The organism is Streptomyces sp. bgisy159 (genome assembly GCF_965341775.1).
Classification (GTDB): Bacteria; Actinomycetota; Actinomycetes; order Streptomycetales; family Streptomycetaceae; genus Streptomyces.
In genome coordinates, this window is sequence record NZ_CBDQZH010000003.1 from 252850 (window position 1) to 274682 (window position 21833).

Genomic DNA, 21833 nt, shown 5'->3' on the forward strand with positions numbered 1-21833 from the left:
GGCCACCGGCCTGTGCGCCGTACCCACCGATCTTCCAGCAGGTCATCGCTCTTTTCAGAAGGTGTCGAACATGACAGTCGCCATCGACCGCGCCACGGGCAAGCGCCACGGTGATCGCGCACCCCGGCCCGGGCTGGGGCAGCGCCTGAAGCGCAGCTACCAGAAGAACTGGTACGCCTACGCGATGATCGCCCCGGTGGTGGTCGTCCTCGGCGTCCTCGTCATCTATCCCCTGGTGTACGGCTTCTACCTCACCCTGACCGACGCCACCAGCCTCAACACCGCGCGCACGATCGGCGCCAACCACATCGACGCCACCTACCAGTTCATCGGCCTCGACAACTACGCCGACATCCTGTGGGGCCCCACCGCCTACGACCGCTTCTGGTCGCACTTCATCTGGACGATCTTCTGGACGGCCGCCTGCGTCGCCCTGCACTACTCCATCGGCCTCGGCCTCGCGCTGCTGCTGAACCAGAAGCTGCGCGGCCGCACCTTCTACCGGCTGATCCTCATCCTGCCGTGGGCCGTCCCGACGTTCGTCACCGTCTTCGGCTGGCGCTTCATGCTCGCCGACGGCGGCATCATCAACATCGGTCTCGACGCGCTGCACCTGCCCACTCCGGCCTGGCTGGAGGACACCTTCTGGCAGCGGTTCTCCGCGATCATGGTCAACACCTGGTGCGGTGTGCCGTTCATGATGATCTCGCTGCTCGGCGGCCTTCAGTCCATCGACTCCTCGCTCTACGAGGCCGCCGAGATGGACGGCGCCACCGCCTGGCAGCGGTTCCGCTACGTCACCCTGCCGGGCCTGCGCTCGGTCAGCTCCACCGTCGTGCTGCTCGGCATCATCTGGACCTTCAACCAGTTCGCCGTGATCTTCCTGCTGTTCGGCACCACCGCCCCCGACGCGCAGATCCTCGTCACCTGGGCGTACTACCTCGGCTTCGGACAGCAGCCGCGTGCCTTCGCCGAGTCGGCCGCCTACGGCATGCTGCTGCTGGCCGTCCTCGTCGTGTTCACCTCGTTCTACCGCCGCTGGCTGAACCGCAACGAGCAGCAGCTCGCGATCTGAGGCAGGAGTCATCATGAGCACCACCACCGTCGAGAACTCCGCCCCGGCGACCGAGCGCCCCACCGCGTCGGCCCGGGCGGGCAAGGTCCGCGGCCGCGGCGAGCGCGGCCCGCTGGCCTCCCTCGCCTCCCACGGCATCCTCAGCGCCGCCGCCGTCATCGCGCTGTTCCCGGTCGCCTGGCTGGTCTTCCTCTCCCTCGGGCCGGACAAGGACGACTACCTGCACCCGGGCCGCATCTGGGACAAGATGACGTTCGACAACTACTCGTTCGTCCTGCAGCACACGAACTTCTTCGAGTGGATGAAGAGTTCGCTGATCGTCTCGCTCGGCACCACGGTCATCGGCGTCTTCGTCGCGGCCACCACCGGCTACGCCGTCTCCCGCATGCGCTTCCCCGGCTACCGGAAGCTGATGTGGGTGCTGCTGGTGACCCAGATGTTCCCGATCGCCGTGCTGATCGTGCCGATGTACCAGATCCTGTCCGACCTGCAGCTGATCAACAACTACCTCGGCCTGATCCTCGTCTACTGCTCGACGGCCGTGCCCTACAGCGCCTGGCTGCTCAAGGGGTACTTCGACACCATCCCCTTCGAGATCGACGAGGCCGGCCGGGTCGACGGACTCTCGCCGTTCGGGACGTTCATCCGGCTGATCCTGCCGCTCGCCCGGCCCGGCCTGGCGGTCGCCGCCTTCTACAACTTCATCACCGCCTTCGGCGAGGTCGCCTTCGCCTCGACGTTCATGCTCGACGACACCAAGTACACCTTCGCCGTCGGCCTGCAGAGCTTCGTCAGCGAACACGACGCCCAGCGCAACCTGATGGCCGCCACCGCGGTGCTGATCGCGATACCCGTCTCCGCGTTCTTCTACCTCGTGCAGAAGAACCTGGTGACGGGCCTCACCGCGGGCGGAACGAAGGGCTGACGCCCTTCGCCCGACCCCCGGGTGAGCAGGTTCCCGCGCAGTTCGCCGCGCGGGTGGCGGCCGCGGTGTCCATCCGACCCCGCTGACCCGCGGCCGCCTCGTCACCCGCCGCCGACCCGACCGAACCCATGACTCCGTTATTCATCAAGGACGCCAAGGACGCCATGAGCCAGCAGCAGACTGTCGCCACCGACGCCGTCACCGACCCGGCCCCCGGCACCGCCGTCACCAAGCGCCGCGACTGGTGGCGGGACGCGGTGATCTACCAGGTCTATCCGCGCAGCTTCGCCGACAGCAACGGCGACGGCATGGGCGACCTGGAAGGCGTGCGCTCCCGCCTGCCCTACCTGCGCGACCTCGGTGTGGACGCCGTGTGGCTCAGCCCCTTCTACGCCTCCCCGCAGGCCGACGCCGGCTACGACGTCGCCGACTACCGCGCCGTGGACCCGATGTTCGGCAACCTCCTCGATGCCGACGCCCTGATCCGCGACGCCCACGAGCTGAACCTGCGCGTCATCGTCGACCTGGTGCCCAACCACTCCTCCGACCAGCACGAGTGGTTCAAGCGCGCGGTGGCCGACGGCCCGGGCTCCCCGCTGCGGGACCGCTACCACTTCCGCCCCGGCAAGGGCGAGAACGGCGAACTCCCGCCGAACGACTGGGAGTCCATCTTCGGCGGCCCGGCCTGGACGCGGGTCCCCGACGGCGAGTGGTACCTCCACCTCTTCGCCCCCGAGCAGCCCGACTTCAACTGGGAGCACCCGGCGGTCGGCGACGAGTTCCGCTCCATCCTGCGCTTCTGGCTCGACATGGGCGTCGACGGCTTCCGCATCGACGTCGCCCACGGCCTGGTGAAGGCGGCCGGACTGCCCGACCTCGGCGCCCACGACCAGCTCAAGCTGCTGGGCAACGATGTCATGCCGTTCTTCGACCAGGACGGCGTGCACGACATCTACCGCGAGTGGCGGCTGGTCCTCGACGAGTACGCCGGCGAACGCATCTTCGTCGCCGAGGCCTGGACCCCGACCGTCGAGCGCACCGCCAACTACGTCCGCCCCGACGAACTCCACCAGGCGTTCAACTTCCAGTACCTGTCCACGGACTGGGACGCGGAGCAGCTGCGGACCGTCATCGACCGCACCCTGGAGGCGATGCGCCCGGTGGGCGCCCCCGCGACCTGGGTGCTGTCCAACCACGACGTCACCCGCCACGCCACCCGCTTCGCCAACCCGCCCGGCCTCGGCACCCAGATCCGCACCGCCGGCGACCGCGCACTCGGCCTGCGCCGCGCCCGGGCCGCCACCCTGCTGATGCTGGCTCTCCCCGGCTCCGCCTACGTCTACCAGGGCGAGGAGCTGGGCCTGCCCGACGTCGTCGACCTGCCCGACGAGGTCCGCCAGGACCCCGCGTACTTCCGCGGCGCCGGCCAGGACGGCTTCCGCGACGGCTGCCGGGTGCCGATCCCCTGGACCCGCGAGGGCTCCTCGTACGGCTTCGGCTCCGGCGGCAGCTGGCTGCCGCAGCCCGCCGAGTGGGCCGGCCTCAGCGTCGAGGCGCAGACCGGCGACCCCGACTCCACCCTGGAGCTCTACCGTTCGGCACTGGCCGTCCGCCGCGCCCAGGCCGACCTCGGCACCGGCGACCGCGTCGAGTGGCTCAAGGCCCCCGAGGGCGTCCTCGCCTTCCGCCGGGGCGAGTTCGTCTGCGTCACCAACACCACCGCCGAGTCCGTCAGCGTCCCCGTCCACGGCCGTCTCCTCCTCACCAGCGGCGAGGTGGCCGAGTCCGACGGCGAGGCGAAGATCCCGGCCGACACGACGGCCTGGTGGACCACCGCCTGACACTCCGCCCCTGACGATGCCCGCCCCTCCGTCACGGAGGGGCGGGCATCTGCCGTGTGCACCCCCGCACCCGGCGCACGGAACCCGCAGCCGGCCTCGGACGCCGGGGCGGACGGCCCCGCGTACCGCCGGGGCGGACGGTCACGACGGGGTGCTCCCGACGGGCGTCACGTCGCTCCACGCGCTGTCGGGAAGACCGCGCAGGCGACTCCCGAACCCGGCAAGCCCGAAGACCCCGGCCGGGTGGGGCCGGGGTCCTGGGCCGATCAGCGGTGGAGGACTCGACGGGGGCCTGGGCGGAGGGCTACTTCCAGGTGTCCGCGGCCGTGTAGCCGGTCGCCGTGCCCGTCGTGTACGAGCGGTTGGTGCCCGACTCCCACGTCACGTTCCCGGAGCTGTCCTTCTTGACGTACTTGTACTCGAAGGCCGTGCTCCCGGGGACGATCACCGCCTTGCTCCACGTCGGGTAGGACGCGGACGACAGCGGGATCGCGTTCGCCGGGTTCCAGGAACCCAGGGAGGGGAGGGAGCCGACGACGTAGACGCCGGTGCCCCAGGTGGTGGTGGCGTCGACGTTGAAGGTGAGGTCGGTCGCGTCGGTGTCCGCGAGGTTCCAGGAGTTGTTCAGGGTCAGGGCCGAGGTGCCGGCCGTCGCGGACCGGTTGGGGTCGGACTCCCAGGTCACGTTGCCCGCGCTGTCCTTCTTGACGTACTTGAAGCTGAAGGAGGTGCCCACCGGCACGTTCACCGCGCCCGACCAGACCGGGTAGCCGGCGGACGACAGCTTGACCGCCTTGGCGGGGTCCCAGCCGCCGAGGGCGGGCAGGGAGCCGACCACGTAGACGTCCTGGCCGGCGGAGGTCGGGGCGTACTCGTTGAAGGTGGCGGTCACCGTGGAGACGGGGTCGCCACCGCCCCCGCAGGTCGTGCAGGGGGTGAACTCGCCATCGTAGAAGGCGACCGCTCCCTTCGCGGGGATGGTCAGCGTCGCGTTGCCGCCCGTCACCGTCACCGTCGTCGCGCCGTTGTCGACGACGTTCGCGTACGTGCCGTCGGCCATGCCGGTCGCGAAGGTGTGGGTGGCCGCCGTCGAGCCGTTGTTGATGGCGATGTAGCCGGCCGTGCCGCGGCCGAAGCCGATGACGTCCGAGGACTTCGTCGACCAGTTGGCCACCGCCTCGGAGCCGACCGCGTTGTGCCACTTCACCATGCCGGTGATGGCCGGGTCGCGCTGCAGGCAGTACCAGCCGGACGAGCAGTTCGTGTCGCTGACGAAGCCGCCGGAGTTCGGCGGGGCCTGGTCCGAGGAGGAGAACTCGAAGCCGGAGTAGACCGTCGGCGTCGACCACTTGTAGGCGAGCTGGAAGACGTTGGCGAGCCGGTAGGTGTCGCCGTCCTTGTAGCTCAGGTGCATGCCGTTGCGCTCGGTGTCGTGGTTGGTCACGAAGGACACCGAGCCGGCCGGGTCGAGCACCCCGGACGAGGGCAGGGACTGCAGGTCGCCGATGTTGCCCTGGAAGGCCGACTTCAGCTTGCTCGCGTAGGTGAAGTCGAGGACGTCACCCGAGGCGTAGTAGTCCGAGGCGGCCGGGGTCGCGCCCGGGTAGACCTCCTGGAAGATGTACGGCTGCGCACCCGAGGTGGTGTCGTCCAGCTTGGCCCAGATCGCGTTGAGGTCGGCGACCGGCATGTGCTTGGCGGCGTCGATGCGGAACCCGTCAACGCCGAGGGCGATCTGCTGGTTGAGGTAGGCGGCGATGCCCGAGCGGACGTGGTCGCTCTCGGTCTTCAGGTCGGGCAGACCGAGGAGTTCGCAGTTCTGCACCTCGGAGAGGTTCGCCCAGTCGTCGATGATCAGGTCCGAGTCGTTGCACTCGGCGGAGGTGTGGTAGTCGCCGGGGTCCCAGTCCGGGGTGTCGTACTTGTTCCCGATCGTCGTGCCGGCATAGCCGGTGCCGGTCTGGGCCGCGGTGTGGTTGATCACCGCGTCCGTGTAGACCTTCACCCCTGCCGCATGGCAGGTGGACACCATGTCGGCGAACTGCGCCGCCGTCCCGAGGCGACCGCTGAGCTGGTAGGAGTACGGCTGGTAGAGGTCCCACCAGTAGTGGTTCGCCTGCTTGAGCGACTCGGAGGGCGGGGCGACCCACACCGCGCCGTAGCCGTTCGGGCCGAGCACGTCCGTGCACTCGGCGGCGACCGACGTCCAGTTGTAGGACCAGAGGTTGGCGATGACGTCGCCGGAGGCGGTGGGGTCCGCCTGGGCGGGCGTGGCGGGCAGGGCGAGGGCGCCGGCCAGCGCCAGCGCGCCGGCGGCGGCGGTGGTCGCGGCCCGGCGCAACAGGCCCGGCGGTCGGGGGGTGTTCTGCATGTGCGGCTCCGGATGTGGGGTGGGGAGGTAGCTGACGCATGGTGAGAGTGCGGTGGTTGATCAAGCAACGTCAAGACTCTTGTTGAAAGTTCTTGCTGTGTGTTTCAACAGTCTTGCTGTAAAGCTTTCGTTAGCGATACGGTCGCGCGGGGTCGGACCCGTGGGGCCCTCCGGGGCCCCGATCGAGCCGCAATCGCAAGGAGTTCACGCCTGTGACACCCAGATGGCCGGCGCCCCCGCGGCGCCGAATACGGCAGGTCGGACGAGTCGCGGCGGTCACCGCGGCCACCCTGGCGAGCGCCCTGGTGCAGCCACTGGCCGCACAGGCGCAGACACCGCCCCCGCCGCCCTCGGACGCGAGACTCGCCTCGGCGCCCGCCCGGCACGACGCCACCCGCGAGCAGTTCTACTTCGTCCTCCCGGACCGCTTCGCCAACGGCGACACCGCCAACGACAGGGGCGGACTCACCGGTTCACGGCTGACCACCGGATACGACCCCACCGACAAGGGCTTCTACCAGGGCGGCGACCTCAAGGGCCTGACCCAGCGGCTCGACTACATCAAGGGCCTGGGCACCACCGCCATCTGGATGGCCCCCATCTTCAAGAACCAGCCCGTCCAGGGCACCGGCAGCAACGCCTCCGCCGGTTACCACGGTTACTGGATCACCGACTTCACCCAGGTCGACCCGCACTTCGGCACCAACCGCGACCTCAAGAACCTCATCTCCAAGGCGCACGCCAAGGGCATGAAGGTCTACTTCGACGTCATCACCAACCACACCGCCGACGTCGTCGACTACGAGGAGAAGTCCTACGGCTACCTCGCCAAGGGCGCCTTCCCCTACCTGACCGAGGACGGACGGCCGTTCGACGACGCGGACTACGCCGACGGCACCCGCCGCTTCCCCGAGGTCGACGCCGGCTCCTTCCCCCGCACGCCGAAGGCCACCAGCCGCAGCAAGGTCCCGGCCTGGCTCAACGACCCGACGATGTACCACAACCGGGGCGACTCGACGTACGCCGGTGAGTCCACCACGTACGGCGACTTCTCCGGGCTCGACGACCTGTGGACCGAGCGTCCCGAGGTCGTCCACGGCATGGAGAAGATCTACGAGCGCTGGGTGCGCGACTTCGCCGTGGACGGTTTCCGCATCGACACGGTCAAGCACGTCAACATGGAGTTCTGGACCCAGTGGGCCACCGCCCTCGACGCCTACGCGGCGAAGCGGGGCCGGGACGACTTCTTCATGTTCGGCGAGGTCTACTCCGCCGACACCTCCGTCACCTCGCCGTACGTCACCCAGGGCCGCCTCGACGCCACCCTCGACTTCCCCTTCCAGGAAGCGGCCCGGCAGTACGCCTCCCAGGGCGGCAGCGCGAAGAAGCTGGCCGCCGTCTTCGGCGACGACTACAAGTACACGACCGACAAGGCCAACGCCTACGAGCAGGTCACCTTCCTCGGCAACCACGACATGGGCCGCTTCGGGACGTTCCTGAAGCAGGACAACCCGGACGCCACCGACGCCGAACTGCTCGCCAAGGACCGCTTCGCCAACGAGCTGATGTTCCTCAGTCGCGGCAACCCGGTCGTCTACTACGGCGACGAGCAGGGATTCACCGGCAACGGCGGTGACAAGGACGCCCGCCAGACCCTGTTCGCCTCCCGCACCGCCGACTACCTCGACGACGACCAGATCGGCACCGACCGCACCCACGCGAGCGACGCCTACGACACCACCGCCCCGCTGTACCGGCGGATCGCCGAACTCGCCGCGCTGCGCAAGGCCAACCCGGCGCTCACCGACGGCGTCCAGACCGAGCGCTACGCGGCCGACGGGCCCGGCGTCTACGCCTTCTCCCGCACCGGCACGGACACCACCGAGTACGTCGTCGCGTTCAACAACGCCGGCGAGGCGAGGACGGCGACCTTCGCGACCGGCTCGGCCGGCATGGCCTTCCAGGGCATCTACGGCACCACCGCGAAGGTCACCTCCGACGCCGACCGCAGGATCACGGTCACCGTCCCGGCGGGCTCCGCGATCGTCCTCAAGGCGGCCGGCCGGCTCGCCGCACCGGCCACCGCGCCCACGATCACCCTCCACGCGCCGGCCGCCGGCGCCACCGGCACCGTCGAGCTGAGCGCGGACGTCGACGGGGGGCAGCTCGACCGGGTCGTCTTCGCCGCCCAGACCGGCAACGGCCCGTGGCGCGTCCTCGGCTCCGCCGACCACGCCCCGTACAAGGTCACCCAGGTCATCGGCGAGGACGTGCCCGCCGGGACCGCCCTGCGCTACAAGGCCGTCGTCGTCGACTCCGCCCGCCACCGGGCGAGCGCCACCGCCGCCTCCACCACGGGCGCCCCGCCCGCCGAGGAGATCCCCACCGCCTCCTCCCGCGACCACGCGGTCGTCCACTACAAGCGCGCCGACGGCGACTACGCGAACTGGGGCCTGTACGCCTGGGGCGACCTCGCCGACGGCGAGGCCACCGACTGGCCGGACAGCCACCCCTTCGCCGGCCGGGACGCCTACGGCGCCTTCGCCTACGTCAAGCTGAAGCCGGGCGCGTCCAACGTCGGCTTCCTGGTCATCGACAAGGACGGCACGAAGGACGTCTCCGCCGACCGCGCCATCGACGTCACCCGGACGGGCGAGGTGTGGATCGAGCAGGGCAAGGCCGACGTCCTCACCGAGCGGCCCGACCACCCGGCCCAGGACACCACCAAGGCCGTCCTGCACTACCACCGCGCCGGCGGCGACTACGACGGCTGGGGCCTGCACACCTGGACCGGGGCCGCGCGGCCCACCGAGTGGTCGAACCCCCTCGAGCCGGTGAAGACTGATGCCTATGGCGCGGTCTTCGAGGTGCCGCTCACCGAGGGTGCCACCAGCCTCAGCTACATCATCCACAAGGGCGACGAGAAGGATCTCCCGGCCGACCAGTCACTGGACCTCACCGCCGACGGGCACGAGGTGTGGCTGTTGAGCGGCCAGGAGGAGTACCTGCTGCCGCAGCCCGCCGGCAGCGCGGCGGCGCTCGACCTGACCACCTCCAAGGCGGTGTGGATCGACCGGGACACCCTCGCCTGGAACGGCTCCGAGGCGGCCGCCTCCACCCAGCTGGTCTACTCCCGCACCGGCTCGATCACCGTGGAGAACGGCACCCTGACCGGCGCCGACCAGAAGTGGCTGCGCCTGACGCGCACCGCCCTCACCGACGCCCAGAAGGCGAGGTTCCCGCACCTGAAGGACTACACCGCCTGGTCGGTCGACCCGCGCGACCGCGACCGGGTCCGCGCGGCCCTGCGCGGCCAGGTCGTCGCCTCCCAGCGGGCCGTGAACGGGGCGGTGCTCAGCGCGACCGGCGTGCAGATCGCCGGCGTCCTCGACGACCTGTACGACGCCACGGCGGCCAGGCTCGGCCCCACGTTCGGCAAGGGCCGGCCCACCCTGGCCGTCTGGGCCCCCACCGCCCAGTCGGTCGCGCTCGACCTGGACGGCAGGACCGTCGCCATGAAGCGGAACGACACCACCGGCGTCTGGTCGGTCACCGGACACCGGTCCTGGAAGAACAAGCCCTACCGGTACGTCGTCAAGGTGTGGGCGCCCAGCGTCCGCAAGGTCGTCACCAACAAGGTCACCGACCCCTACTCCCTCGCCCTCACCGCCGACTCCGAGCGCAGCCTGATCGTCGACCTGCACGACCGGGCCCTCGCGCCCCGCGGCTGGTCGACGTACACCAAGCCGAAGGCGGTGCCGCTGAAGGACGCCCAGATCCAGGAGCTGCACATCCGCGACTTCTCCGTCGCCGACCCGACGGCGGCGCACCCCGGCACCTACCTGGCCTTCGCGGACAAGGACAGCGACGGCTCGAAGCACCTGCGCGAGCTGGCGCGGTCCGGCACCTCCTACGTGCACCTGCTGCCGGCGTTCGACATCGCCACCATCCCCGAGAGGAAGGCCGACCAGGCGACCCCCGACTGCGACCTGGCCGCCCTGCCGGCCGACTCCGCCGAGCAGCAGGAGTGCGTGGCGGCGATCGCCGCGAAGGACGCCTTCAACTGGGGCTACGACCCGTACCACTACACGGTCCCCGAGGGCTCCTACGCCACCGACCCGGACGGCACCGCCCGCAACGTCGAGTTCCGCAAGATGGTGCAGGCGCTCAACGAGGACGGCCTGCGCGTCGTGATGGACGTCGTCTACAACCACACGGCGGCCGCCGGGCAGGCCGGCACCAGCGTCCTCGACAAGGTCGTCCCCGGCTACTACCAGCGGCTCCTCGCCGACGGCTCGGTCGCGAACAGCACCTGCTGCGCCAACACCGCCACCGAGAACGCCATGATGGGCAAGCTGGTCGTCGACTCGGTCGTCACCTGGGCCAAGGAGTACAAGGTCGACGGCTTCCGCTTCGACCTCATGGGCCACCACCCGAAGGCCAACATCCTCGCCGTCCGCAAGGCCCTGGACGCGCTGACGGTCGCGAAGGACGGCGTCGACGGCAAGAAGATCATCCTGTACGGCGAGGGCTGGAACTTCGGCGAGGTCGCCGACGACGCGCGCTTCGTGCAGGCCACCCAGAAGAACATGGCCGGCACCGGCATCGCCACCTTCTCCGACCGGGCCCGCGACGCGGTGCGCGGCGGTGGCCCCTTCGACGAGGACCCCGGCGTCCAGGGCTTCGCCTCCGGGCTCTACACCGACCCCAACTCCTCCACCCACAACGGCACGCCCGCCGAGCAGAAGGCCCGCCTGCTGCACTACCAGGACCTGATCAAGGTCGGGCTGTCCGGCAACCTCGCCGGCTACCGCTTCACCGACACCAGCGGCAAGCAGGTCAGGGGCTCCGACGTCGACTACAACGGCGCGCCCGCCGGATACGCGGCGGCCCCCGGCGACGCCCTCGCCTACGCCGACGCACACGACAACGAGTCGCTGTTCGACGCGCTGACCTACAAGCTGCCCGCCACCACGAGCGCGGCCGACCGGGGCCGGATGCAGGTCCTCGCCATGGCGACGGCCACCCTCTCGCAGGGCCCGTCCCTGTCCCAGGCCGGCACCGACCTGCTGCGCTCCAAGTCCCTGGACCGCAACTCCTACGACAGCGGTGACTGGTTCAACGCCATCCACTGGAACTGCGCCGCCGGCAACGGCTTCGGCCGGGGCCTGCCGATGGCGGCCGACAACGAGTCCAAGTGGCCGTACGCCAAGCCGCTGCTGTCCACGGTCGGCGTCGGCTGCGCGCAGATCGACGGCGCCTCGGCGGCGTACCGGGACCTGCTGCGGATCCGTACGACGGAGAGGGCGTTCTCCCTCGGCACCGCCGAGCGGGTGCAGTCGCAGCTGTCCTTCCCGCTGTCCGGCCCGCAGGAGACGCCCGGCGTGATCACCATGCGCCTCGGTGATCTGGTCGTCGTGTTCAACGCGACGCCGGACGCCCAGCGGCAGACCGTCACCGCGCTCGCCGGCTCGGCCTACCGGCTGCACCCGGTGCAGGCTGCGGGCGCGGACGCCACCGTGAAGCGGGCGGCGTACGAGCGGACCACCGGCACCTTCACGGTTCCGGCCCGAACGGTGGCGGTGTTCCGGCAACTAGGGTGATCCCGTCGCCGTCAGCGCAGGAACAGGAGTTCTCATGCCGCAGATCACCATCGAACGGTCCGGGCGTCTCGACCACGTCGACTGGGAGCAGGTCGCGCTCGCGCTGCACCCGGTGGTCGTCGGGACGGCTGCCGCACGGATCGAGGCGTGCAAGACCCGGGTCCTGCGCACCGAGGACGAGGCCGTCGGGGAGGAAGCCGACGGGCACGCCATCGTGAACGTCACGCTCGCCCTGCTCGCCGGCCGGAGCGACGAGACCAAGGGCAGGCTCACGGAGGCCGTGCTGGAGGTGCTGCGCAAGCACCTCGAACCGGCGGACGGCGTGCGGCTCCACCTGTCGGCCGAGGTCCGCGACCTCGACCCCTCCTACCGGAAGGCGGAGATCTGAAGCCGTCCTAGGACGCCAGAGCGACGAGCCGGGTGACCAGGTCCCCGAAGGGACCGTCACCCGGCTCGTTCTTCAGGGCCGGGCGCAGCAGGTCGCGCGTCCGGTCGTCATAGGCCGCGCTCACCGCCGCGAGTGCGGCGAAGTCGTGCACCAGCTGCAGTTCCAGCTCCCCGCGCGGGATGCGACGCCCGTCCAGCCAGAGCAGCGCCGTGGACTCGGCGAGCGAGATCCAGGAACGCACCACCAGTTCCAGCCGGGCCGGCGGGTCGCCGATCCCCAGGTGCGCCAGGATCTGCTCGTAGGCCCGCTGCCGCACGGAGTCGATGAGCGCGTTGGTGGTGGAGACGTGCTCCCGGGTGCCGACGCCGTCGGCGGGCACCGCCGGGCCGCCGCGCATGAGGGCGGCGAAGCCGGGCCCGTGGTCGTCGACGAAGTCGAAGTAGCGCCGCACCACCCGCAGCAGCCGGGCGCCGAGCGGGCCCTCGTGCGGTTCGACGAACCGGCTCGCCAGGTCGTCCGCCGCGCGCTTCAGCGCGGCCTCGTACAGACTGAGTTTGCCGGGGAAGTAGTGGTAGACCAGCGGCCGCGAGATGCCCGCGGCCGTCGCTATCTCGTCGATGGAGACCTCGTCCGGGGAACGGCGGGCGAACAGTTCGAGCGCGACGCCGATCAACTGCTGCCGCCGCTCCTCGACGCCCATTCTGCGGCGAACCCCGGTACTCATGCGAACACCTTACCGATCGGATCAGGCCGCGCACCGGCCGGACCTCCCGGGGCTGTTCACAGGTCGAGGACGAGCCGTCCGCCGCGCGCCCGCGAGACGCAGATCAGCATCGAGTCGGCGCGTTCCCCGTCGGTGAGCAGCTCGTCGCGGTGGTCGACCTCGCCCTCCAGCACCCGTTGCTGACAGGTCCCGCAGAACCCCTGCTCGCAGGAGTAGAGGGTGTCGGGCAGCTCCGCCCGCACCACGGCCAGCACGCTCCGGTCCGCCGGCACGGTCAACACCCTTCGGCTGCGGCGCAGTTCGAGCTCGAAGCCGGTCTCGCCGCCGGCCGCCGGGCGGGGCGCGAACCGCTCCAGCCGCACCTCGGGCACCCGCTCGGCCACGGCCGCCATCAGCCCCTGAGGCCCGCAGCAGTAGACGGCCGTCCCCTCGGGCAGCCGCGCGAACAGCGCGTCGAGGTCGGGGAGCCCCACCTCGTCCTCGGCGACCAGCGTGAGCCGTTCGCCCGCCAGTTCCTCGACCTCCCCGAGGAACGGCATCGACGCGCGGCTGCGCCCGCAGTACAGCAGCCGCCACGCGGTGCCCTCCGGCAGGGCCCGCAGCATGGGCAGGACCGGGGTGATCCCGATGCCGCCCGCGACGAAGACGTAGGAGTCGGCGGCGGCCAGCGGGAAACGGTTGCGCGGCCCGCGCACCTCGATCTCCCCGCCCTCGCGCAGCTGTTCGTGCACCTCGCGGGAGCCGCCCCGCCCGTCCTCGACCAGCCGCGCGGCGACCGTGTACGACGAGGTGTCCGCCGGGTCCCCGCACAGCGAGTACTGGCGGACCCGTCCGGACGGCAGCACCAGGTCGAGGTGCGCCCCGGGTTCCCAGCGGGGCAGGTCGTGCCCTTCCAGGCGCAGCCGTACGACCCCGTCGGCGATCCTGTCGTGCGAGGCGATCCGCAGCCGCAGCGCCCGGGAGCGCGGCCGGCCGGAGACGGGCTCGGGCAGGGCGGGCATCGGCCACAGCGGCGAGTCCTCGATCCGGCGCCGCAGGGCGCGCCTGACCAGCGGTACGGTCCCCGCGGCGACGGCGAGTGCGAGCGGCTTGCGCATCACGCGGCCCTCTTCTGTGCGGCGAGCGCGGCGGGGGAGCTCGCGAGGTAGGCGACGGCCTGGGCGGTGGAGCCCTCCTGGGACGGGTGGTAGGTACGGCTCAGATAGCGGGGGACGGAGCGCAGGAGCGCGCCGGTCGAGGGCAGGGTGCCGCGTCGGCCCCGCAGGTAGAAGTCCTTGAAGCCGGCCCGGCCGTCGTCGAGCGTCGGGTCGTTCGCCATGAAGAACCGGACCCCGCGCTGCCACAGGAACACCAGCGTCGCGAACGCCAGCGCCCAGGTCCGCACCCGGCGCCGGTAGCCGCCGTCCACGTACTGGAAGAGGTCGAAGGCGACCGACCGGTGCTCGACCTCCTCCGCGCCGTGCCAGCGCAGCAGGTCCAGCATGGTGGGGTCGGCGCCGCGCCGGTCCAGTTCCGCGGCGTTGAGCACCCAGTCGCCGAGGAACGCGGTGTAGTGCTCGATGGCCGCGATCAGCGCCACCCGCTCCATCAGCCACCAGCGGCGCGCCCGGCCCGGTGGCAGGGTGCGGTCGCCGAGCAGCTTCTCGAACATCCAGTCCACCTGCGCGGTGTAGGGCGTCGGGTCCAGGCCCTGTTCGCGCAGGTGCGGCAGCACCTCGTCGTGGGCCTGGGAGTGCATCGCCTCCTGCCCGATGAACCCGATGACGTCCTCGCGCAGCCGGTCGTCGCGGATGTACGGCAGCACCTGCCGGTAGACGTGCACGAACCAGCGTTCGCCGGCCGGCAGCAGCAGGTGCAGGACGTTGATGGTGTGCGTGGTGAACGGGTCCCCGGGCACCCAGTGCAGCGGGGTGTCCTCCCAGGAGAAGGACACCTTCCGCGCCGTGAGCGGTATCCGCTCCGCCTTGTTAGACATGTTGTCAATGTACTGATGGGTAGACCCAGGGGGAATCCCCGTGCGGCGCCCATTTCACGGGCCGGGCCGCGCGGTTCACCTCAGCGCTGATCGTTCACTTCAGCGCGCTGATCGCCCCGCCGCCCTCCAGGGTGCCCGCCAGCCCGGCCTGCGCCCCCTGCTTCGCCGGCAGCGCCAGCAGATGACCGTCGCCGGACCCCTTCACCCCACCGGTCGCCCGGATCGACTCGGTGTCCTTGTCGCCCGCCGCGAGCAGGTACCAGGACCCGCCCTCCGACTTCCACAGCACCCCGGCCAGGACGTGCGGATCGCGCGGACCGCACGCCGGGACGTCCCCGGCCTGCGCGGCCACCGCACCGAACAGCCCGCCCGGCACCGCGAACTGCGCCTGCGCCCGGGTCCCGTCCCCGCGCCAGGTCTCCGCCCTGGTGCACACCCAGCTGCCGGTCCCGCTCCCGTCGGGCAGCGGCTGGCTCGCGTACCGCCAGGCGTTCACACTGCGCACCCCGAGCCCGCGGACCGTGCCCAGCGAGCAGGCGAACGGCGCCCACGTACGCAGCGCCTCCGCGCCCGTCACGTCCTTCGCCGCACCCGGCCGGCCGGTGGTCAGCCGCGCCGGTACCAGCTCGCCGAGGTCGCTGAGGAGGTGCGAGCCCCGCGCGTCGGTCACCCGCAGCACGTTCCACGTGGTGCACGCGCCGGAGCGGGTGGCGGGGCTGGACATCGGCGAGGTGACACCCTGGGCCAGGGTCAGGTCCATCTCCCCGGCGCCGGGCTTCGACAGGTCCCGCTCGGCCACCCCGGTCACCCAGGGGGCGGTGAGATAGCGGACGTTGCCGTCGGTCCGGGCCAGCACCATCGCGCTCGCCTCGGCGCCCGCCGCGCCGTCGACCCGCGCGAAGTCCAGCGCCGCCCCGGCGGTACCGTCCTTCGGCTCGGCGTAGCGGGCGATCCGCAGACCGTCGTAGAGGATCACCACGCGTGCCCGGTCGACGGCCCCCGCGTACAGCAGCTGGGGCGGTCCGGCCGGGCCGCCCGACGGGGTGCCGGTGGTCGCCGAGACGCGCACCCGCTCCCCGGGCCGCGCCCAGACGGCCAGGGCCCGCCGCAACAGGGCCGTGTCACCGGTGAGTTCGCCGCGCGCCGGCCAGACGGAGAAGTCGGTGCGCGAGGAGGTCTTCCAGGCGACGGGGGAGACCTTCACCAGCCGGCCCGGGTCGAGCGCCGCCTCGGCCGCCGGGTTGCGCGCGTACGACGGGGCGGCGGCGCCGTCGGCGCCCCAGCCGCCGCCGGGCAGCGCGATCAGCGCCCCGCACACCGCGAGGGCGGCCGCCGCGGCGAGGGCGGCCTTGGCGTGCCGTCGGCGGCGCATCAGGTCGGTGGGCCGCGCCTGCAGCGAACAGGGGTCGAACTCGGGAGACTCCAGCAGCGCGTGGTCCGCGCCGACGGCGTCCGCCTCGGCGAGCGCCGCGTCCGCGTCCTCGACACCGCACCCGGCGAGCACCTCGCGCACCGCACCGTCCGGCAGCCTCTCCAGACCCCGCAGGACGTACGCCGCCCGGCCCGGGCCGGACAGGGCGGCCAGCCGCTGGTCCAGCGCGAGTTCGTCGGCACCGCCGGAGCGCGGGAACAGCCGCAACCCCCACACCTGTGGCAGCAGCGGCGGCAGCTGCGCACGCTTGGGCCGGGCCACGCGCATCAGCGGCAGCCCCGCCTCCAGCGCCGAGCGCACCACCCGCCGGCGGACGAAGGCGTACCCGGGGTCGCCGTCCCGGTCGGCCGACTGGGACGGGATGACCGGCACCGCCGACCGGCCCCTGGGCAGCGCCCGCTGGGCCAGGGCGTGGGCGGTCAGCACCCGCCGGCCGCGGCCGAGGCCCGACGGCAGCACCAGGTAGGCGAGCCGGACGAGACGCGGATAGTGCTCGACGAGCGCGGCCTCGGCCTGCTCGACGTCGACGACCCGGTCCGCGCGGGGACCGGGTCCGGAACCGGAGGCGGGGCGCTGGGCGACATCCTGTGACTGCACGTCCCTCAGAACGAGCGCGGCGGGCGTTGGTCACCGGCACCCGGACGACTCAGTCCTCCGGGTGAACCAGCGCCCGCGCGTAGTGCGCCATCGACCGCTGGTAGCGCGGCAGATGGGGGGCCAGCGCGCCGAGCACCAGGGACAGCCCCTCGCGGTCGCGGCCCAGACTGGACAGGCACAGCGCGAGCACGGCTCGCACCGCGTCGTCCAACTCGTCCGAAGGGCCGTCCAGTTCGGGCGTCAGCAGTTCGACTCCCTCCTGCGCGCGGCCGAGGTTGCGCAGGGAGCTGGAGAGCTGGATCCTCGCCCGCCGGCCCCGGTAGCCGTCGAGCCCGAGGGCGAGCGCCTCCCGGTACAGCGGCACCGCCTTGTCCGAATGCCCGGTGGAGTCCCAGGCGCAGGCCCGTTCGAACGGGGCGAACGGATGCTCCCGCGGCAACTCGTCGGCGAGCGCACCGATCAGCGCCCGGAACTCGGGAGCGGTCTCTTCGGTGTAATCGTCGTACGTGGCCCAGGCGGCGGCCACACGGTCTTCCCAGTCCTGATTCACCGGGCCAGGGTCGCACGCCCGTGGAGGACGCGTCGGCCCGGGGACGCGTCGGAGAGGGGCGCGTCGGAGGGGGACGCGTCGGCGGAGGCGCGTTGAGCGGTCCGCGGGCGGCGGCCGTATCCAAGTCCAGGCCCCTGCAGGGAGGAAGACATGAAGGTGACCCGACCGATGCTCGCCGCGGCCGGTGCCGCGGCGGTGCTGGCACTGGCGGGATGCGCGTCCGGCACACCGGAGGCGGCCCCGGTGCCGCAGACCGCGACCGGCAGCCTGGAACGGCTGGCCGCGCAGGTGAAGTGCGCGCCGGACATGCAGACCGACGCCGACGAGATCCGCCAGGCCGTCTGCCAGAACGCCGACGGCAGGTTCGTACTGATCACCTTCGCCACCGACCGCGGGCTGCGCGAGTGGGTCAACACCGCCAAGGACTACGGCGGCCACTACCTCGTGGGCCGCAAGTGGGTCGCCGTGGGCGAGACCGGCACGGTGAACGTGCTGCGCGCGACCCTCGGCGGGGACATAGAGGAGGGCACTGACCACTCGGCGCACGTCGGCTGACGCCGCGCACCACGCACCGCACGCGCCGAGCCGGGCACCCGCACGGACGAGAGCCGGCGGTGGGGGATCCCCACCGCCGGCTCTCGGTCCGTCAGGCCCGCGTCACGCGCAGCGCTGGCCGCGGTTGATGCAGTTGGCGATCTTGTTCGCCAGGTTGTTCTTGGTGATGCTGATGAAGTCGTCGTGGTCGGTGTGCGCCTTGTGCAGCTGCTCCGGGAAGCCGTCCACCGCGAAGGCGTTCTTCACCTGGCCGTTCTCGATGACCGGCCGCGGCACGTCGTAGACCAGGCGCATCGTCAGCTGCGGGATGGCCTTGAAGCCGTTCTTGCAGTTGCCGTTGGCGTCCGCGAAGTCCACGTGGGTGCGGTGGTTGGCGCTGTCGATGTTCTGGCCGTCCCAGCAGCTCTGGAACGCGAACGACCGGACCACGCTGCTGCCCTGCGGGCACAGCGGGTACTGCTCCGTCAGCTGGACCTTGTTCTCGAACCCGGTGCAGCTCCAGTGCGCGTTGGCGTTGGCGAAGCCGTTGGTGGTGGTCTTGGCGTCACCGGTGATGATGCGCAGGAACTGCGGCATCGGGACGACCTTGCTCTTCGGGCTGCCGACGTACTTGATCTGGACCGACTTGGCGGTCAGGATCCGGCCGACGTTGCCCTCCTTGCCGCCGCCGTCCTGGTTCTGGTCGAACTCCTGGGTGCCGTCCTGCAGACGCAGCACCGGCCAGTAGTACGACGACAGGTCGCTCTTGTTCCGGCAGCTGGTGCCGCCCTGGAGGAACGTGTCGTTGTTGGAGTTGGCGTTGATCTTCTGGTTGCCGATGTAGTCGTGCGTGTGGTGCGCGCCGTTGTTCACGCCGGGCGCCACGATGACGTTGTCGGTGTTGTAGTTCTTGTTGGCGTTCACACCGCAGCTGGTGCTGAAGCTGCCGGTGGAGGCGTTGCGGTTCTTGCGCGGCTTGGCCGGCACGTTCGGCTGGACCTTCGTGATGTCGACGAAGTCCGCGGCGACGGGGCCGTTGCCGGCCTGGCCGCCGATGCCGCCCTGCTGGCCGCCGTCGTTGTTCTGACCGCCGTTGTTCTGACCGCCGTTGTTGTCCCCGCCGCCGTTGTTCTGGCCGCCGTTCTGGCCCCCGTCGTTCCCGCCGGCGTTGGTCTCGGCGGTCTGGGTGGTGCAGCCGGCGAACTGCGTCATGTTGTCCGGGGCCCGGCCGCCGGACCGCTCGATGTTGATGCGGATCCGGTCGATCGTCGCGATGCGCTTGTCCCGGAGCGGGCCGACGATGGCGTTCTGCACGAAGTTCGCATCCCCGGCCTGCGCCCGGCGGGTGGACGAGAGCCGGGCGTACGCCTCGGTGATCTGCTTGTCGAGGTTCGCCAGCTCCCAGGCCACGCCGGAGCGGGCCCCCTGCGGCACATCGGTCAGCTGCTGACCCACATCCGGACAGGAGATCGTCGCCACCCGGGCGGCGGCGGCCTTCGTCTGGTTCTGCTTCCACCCGTTGTTCGACTCATGGGCGGAGGCGTAGAAGTTCGCCCAGATCAGCCCGCCCCCACCGAGCGCTAGGGCCGCCGACGCGGCTATGGCCTTGTTGGCCATCGACGAACGGCGTTTACGTGTGTTGCGTCCCATGGAACTCCTCTGACTTCCTTGCGGGGCAGCATCGAGGCGCCCGACAGGAGTGAAGCGGCGCCCTCCCATACGGACGCCGTCCCGGAGGTGTTCAGCCACCCCGGAAATTTCCTGCGGACCCGGTGCTCCCGCTGGGTCACAACTGCCTCACTGGCCAGGGGAATTGTGCAGGTCAGCGGTCGTCGTCCAGATGGGCGAGCACGGCCAGGACGCGTCGGTTGTCGTCGTCCGACACCTCCAGCCCGAGCTTGACGAAGATGTTCGCGGTGTGCTTGGCGATGGCCCGCTCGGTCACCACCAGCTTGCCGGCGATGGCCGCGTTCGAGCGGCCCTGCGCCATCAGCTCCAGCACCTCCCGCTCGCGCGGCGTCAGCCGGTCCAGCGGCCTGCCCTCGCCCCCGCCGCGCCGGGCCAGCAGCTGCTGGATCACCTGCGGGTCCATCGCCGTACCACCGGCCGCGACCCGCCGTACGGCGTCCACGAACTGCTCCGCGTCGAACACCCGGTCCTTGAGCAGATAGCCCACCCCGCCGGTGCCGTCGGCGAGCAGCTCGCGGGCGTACAACTGCTCCACGTGCTGGGAGAGGACCAGCACCGGCAGGCCGGGCCTGGCCCGGCGGGCCTTCAGGGCGCACTGCAGGCCCTCGTCCGTGTGCGTCGGCGGCAGCCGTACGTCCACCACCGCCACGTCCGGCGACAGCTCGGCCAGCGCCCGCTCCAGCTCCGGACCGGACTCGACGGCGGCGGCGATCTCGAAGTCGTAGGCCTCCAGCAGCCGCACCAGACCGTCCCGCAGCAGGAACAGGTCTTCGGCTAGGACAACGCGCACGGAATCTCCATGGTGACCATGGTGGGGCCGCCCGCGGGGCTGCTGACGGCCAGGACGCCGTCGAATGTACCCAGTCGCCGCTCGACCCCGGCCAGCCCCGAGCCCGCCCCGACCGCGGCACCGCCCCGGCCGTCGTCCGTGACCGTGATCCGCAGCAGGCCGTCGGCGTGGTGCAGGTCCACCCAGATCCGGTCGGCGCCGGAGTGCTTCACCGCGTTGGTCAGCACCTCGCTCGCCGCGAAGTACGCCGCCGACTCCACCGGCGCGTCCGCCCGCCCGGGCAGCTCCACCGCCACCTCCGTGGGCACCGGCAGCCTGAGCGCCAACGCCCTCACCGCGTCCCCGAGTCCGCGCTCGGCCAGGACCGGCGGGTGGATGCCGCGCACCAGGTCGCGCAGCTCGGCGAGAGCCTCCGCGGAGGACCGGCGGGCCTGCGCCAGCAACAGCTTGGCCTGCGCGGGGTCCTTCTCGACGAGTGCCTCCACCGTGCCGAGGTCCATGCCCATCGCGACCAGCCGGGCCTGGGCCCCGTCGTGCAGATCGCGCTCGATCCGGCGCAGCTCGGCGGCGGAGACGTCCACGGCGTCCCGCCGCGTCTCGGTCAGCACCCGCACCCGCTCGGTGAGTTCGGCCTGGCCGGAGCCGAGGACGGCGCGGGTGAGGCGGAAGTGGACGACCATCAGACGCGCCGCGTACCGGTAGGCCACCCAGAGCAGGACCGCGGCCAGCGCCGCGGCCGCGAACGCGGTCGCCTGGCCGCTCACCGGCACGAACCCGTACCAGTACGGCCCGTACTCGCCGTAGGCGCCGCCCGTCATGGCCCGCCACAGCCCGAACGGCAGCGCCAGCCCCTCCAGGGGGTACAGCACCAGCACCGCCGGAAGCAGCGCGGTGAAGAACCCGGCCGTCATGTCCACCGGCAGCCACAGCACGTCCCGCCGGACCTGCGGGTCGCGGAGCATCCCGAAGGTGCGCGTCCAGGGGTTGGCGCCCTCGGGCAGCGGCCGGTACGCCGCCCGGATCTCCACCCCGCACCACTCGGCGGCGAGCCGGCGCCGCACGTCGGCGAAGGCCCGCACCGCCGTCAGCACCGCCGGGGTGGTGACCAGCCCGATGCCGATCGGGATCAGCCCCACGGACAGGACGGTCAGGACGAAGCAGATGATGGCGATCGGCAGCATGGCCGTGGCCAGCGCGAGCCCCCGTGCGACGGTCAGCAGCATCTCCCGGGCACCCGCCCGGACCCCGCCGTCTCTCGTGTCGGTCTTCATGCCCTCAGTGTGCCGACCGCCCCGGCGCCGGTCACTGGCCCGATGCCCCCGGTCAGGGGTGGTGCCAG

The 21833-nt window shown here is 71.5% G+C and carries 15 protein-coding genes; 6 read left to right on the forward strand and 9 right to left on the reverse strand.

The annotated features are described in order from the left end of the window. Positions 1 to 70: 70 nt before the first annotated feature. From ACSLTV_RS05060 to ACSLTV_RS05070, 3 genes are all read left to right on the forward strand, one after another. Positions 71 to 1075 (forward strand): carbohydrate ABC transporter permease, encoded by a 1005-nt coding sequence (locus tag ACSLTV_RS05060; protein WP_432135687.1) that lies wholly within the window; start codon positions 71 to 73, stop codon positions 1073 to 1075. A gap of 13 nt (positions 1076 to 1088) precedes the next feature. Beyond that, entirely contained in the window at positions 1089 to 2000 is a 912-nt protein-coding gene (locus tag ACSLTV_RS05065; RefSeq protein WP_435611692.1) for a sugar ABC transporter permease, read from the forward strand. A 164-nt stretch (positions 2001 to 2164) separates the two neighbouring features. Further along, the gene (locus ACSLTV_RS05070; protein ID WP_432155810.1) at positions 2165 to 3841 is read left to right on the forward strand and encodes a glycoside hydrolase family 13 protein; all 1677 of its coding nucleotides are present in this window, start codon (positions 2165 to 2167) and stop codon (positions 3839 to 3841) included. A gap of 304 nt (positions 3842 to 4145) precedes the next feature. Here the strand turns inward: ACSLTV_RS05070 and ACSLTV_RS05075 are convergent, their stop codons facing one another. Continuing rightward, positions 4146 to 6212, reverse strand: a complete 2067-nt coding sequence (locus ACSLTV_RS05075; protein ID WP_432135685.1) for a carbohydrate-binding module family 20 domain-containing protein — start codon at positions 6210 to 6212, stop codon at positions 4146 to 4148. A 212-nt stretch (positions 6213 to 6424) separates the two neighbouring features. Between ACSLTV_RS05075 and pulA the strand changes: the two genes are divergently transcribed. Both pulA and ACSLTV_RS05085 read left to right on the forward strand, forming a co-directional pair. Beyond that, entirely contained in the window at positions 6425 to 11815 is a 5391-nt protein-coding gene (gene pulA / locus ACSLTV_RS05080; RefSeq protein WP_435611693.1) for a pullulanase-type alpha-1,6-glucosidase, read from the forward strand. Positions 11816 to 11849: 34 nt separating this feature from the next. Then, complete coding sequence (locus ACSLTV_RS05085; RefSeq protein ID WP_432135683.1) at positions 11850 to 12203, forward strand: 5-carboxymethyl-2-hydroxymuconate Delta-isomerase; 354 nt, start codon at positions 11850 to 11852, stop codon at positions 12201 to 12203. Between the two features lie 7 nt (positions 12204 to 12210). Here the strand turns inward: ACSLTV_RS05085 and ACSLTV_RS05090 are convergent, their stop codons facing one another. The 5 genes from ACSLTV_RS05090 to ACSLTV_RS05110 all read right to left on the reverse strand — a co-directional run bounded on the left by ACSLTV_RS05090 (position 12211) and on the right by ACSLTV_RS05110 (position 17481). After that, the gene (locus tag ACSLTV_RS05090; protein WP_432135682.1) at positions 12211 to 12927 is read right to left on the reverse strand and encodes a TetR/AcrR family transcriptional regulator; all 717 of its coding nucleotides are present in this window, start codon (positions 12925 to 12927) and stop codon (positions 12211 to 12213) included. Between the two features lie 56 nt (positions 12928 to 12983). Then, entirely contained in the window at positions 12984 to 14024 is a 1041-nt protein-coding gene (locus tag ACSLTV_RS05095) for a PDR/VanB family oxidoreductase (protein ID WP_432135681.1), read from the reverse strand. Next, the gene (locus ACSLTV_RS05100) at positions 14024 to 14902 is read right to left on the reverse strand and encodes a metal-dependent hydrolase (protein WP_432135680.1); all 879 of its coding nucleotides are present in this window, start codon (positions 14900 to 14902) and stop codon (positions 14024 to 14026) included. Before ACSLTV_RS05100 ends, ACSLTV_RS05095 begins: the two co-directional genes overlap by 1 nt. Positions 14903 to 14996: 94 nt before the next feature. Then, the gene (locus ACSLTV_RS05105) at positions 14997 to 16931 is read right to left on the reverse strand and encodes a hypothetical protein (protein ID WP_435611694.1); all 1935 of its coding nucleotides are present in this window, start codon (positions 16929 to 16931) and stop codon (positions 14997 to 14999) included. Between the two features lie 49 nt (positions 16932 to 16980). Beyond that, positions 16981 to 17481 (reverse strand): tetratricopeptide repeat protein, encoded by a 501-nt coding sequence (locus ACSLTV_RS05110; RefSeq protein WP_432155774.1) that lies wholly within the window; start codon positions 17479 to 17481, stop codon positions 16981 to 16983. Between the two features lie 150 nt (positions 17482 to 17631). Between ACSLTV_RS05110 and ACSLTV_RS05115 the strand changes: the two genes are divergently transcribed. After that, the gene (locus ACSLTV_RS05115) at positions 17632 to 18036 is read left to right on the forward strand and encodes a hypothetical protein (protein ID WP_432135677.1); all 405 of its coding nucleotides are present in this window, start codon (positions 17632 to 17634) and stop codon (positions 18034 to 18036) included. Positions 18037 to 18138: 102 nt separating this feature from the next. Here ACSLTV_RS05115 and ACSLTV_RS05120 read toward each other — a convergent pair whose 3' ends face one another. The 3 genes from ACSLTV_RS05120 to ACSLTV_RS05130 form a co-directional block, all read right to left on the reverse strand. Beyond that, positions 18139 to 19665, reverse strand: coding sequence for a DUF1996 domain-containing protein (locus ACSLTV_RS05120; protein ID WP_432135676.1), 1527 nt, complete (start codon positions 19663 to 19665; stop codon positions 18139 to 18141). 172 nt (positions 19666 to 19837) lie between these two features. Beyond that, positions 19838 to 20494, reverse strand: a complete 657-nt coding sequence (locus ACSLTV_RS05125; RefSeq protein ID WP_432135675.1) for a LuxR C-terminal-related transcriptional regulator — start codon at positions 20492 to 20494, stop codon at positions 19838 to 19840. Continuing rightward, positions 20479 to 21765 carry a sensor histidine kinase gene (locus ACSLTV_RS05130; RefSeq protein WP_432135674.1) on the reverse strand — a complete coding sequence of 429 codons (1287 nt, stop codon included), beginning with the start codon at positions 21763 to 21765 and terminating at the stop codon, positions 20479 to 20481. Before ACSLTV_RS05130 ends, ACSLTV_RS05125 begins: the two co-directional genes overlap by 16 nt. Positions 21766 to 21833: the final 68 nt, after the last annotated feature.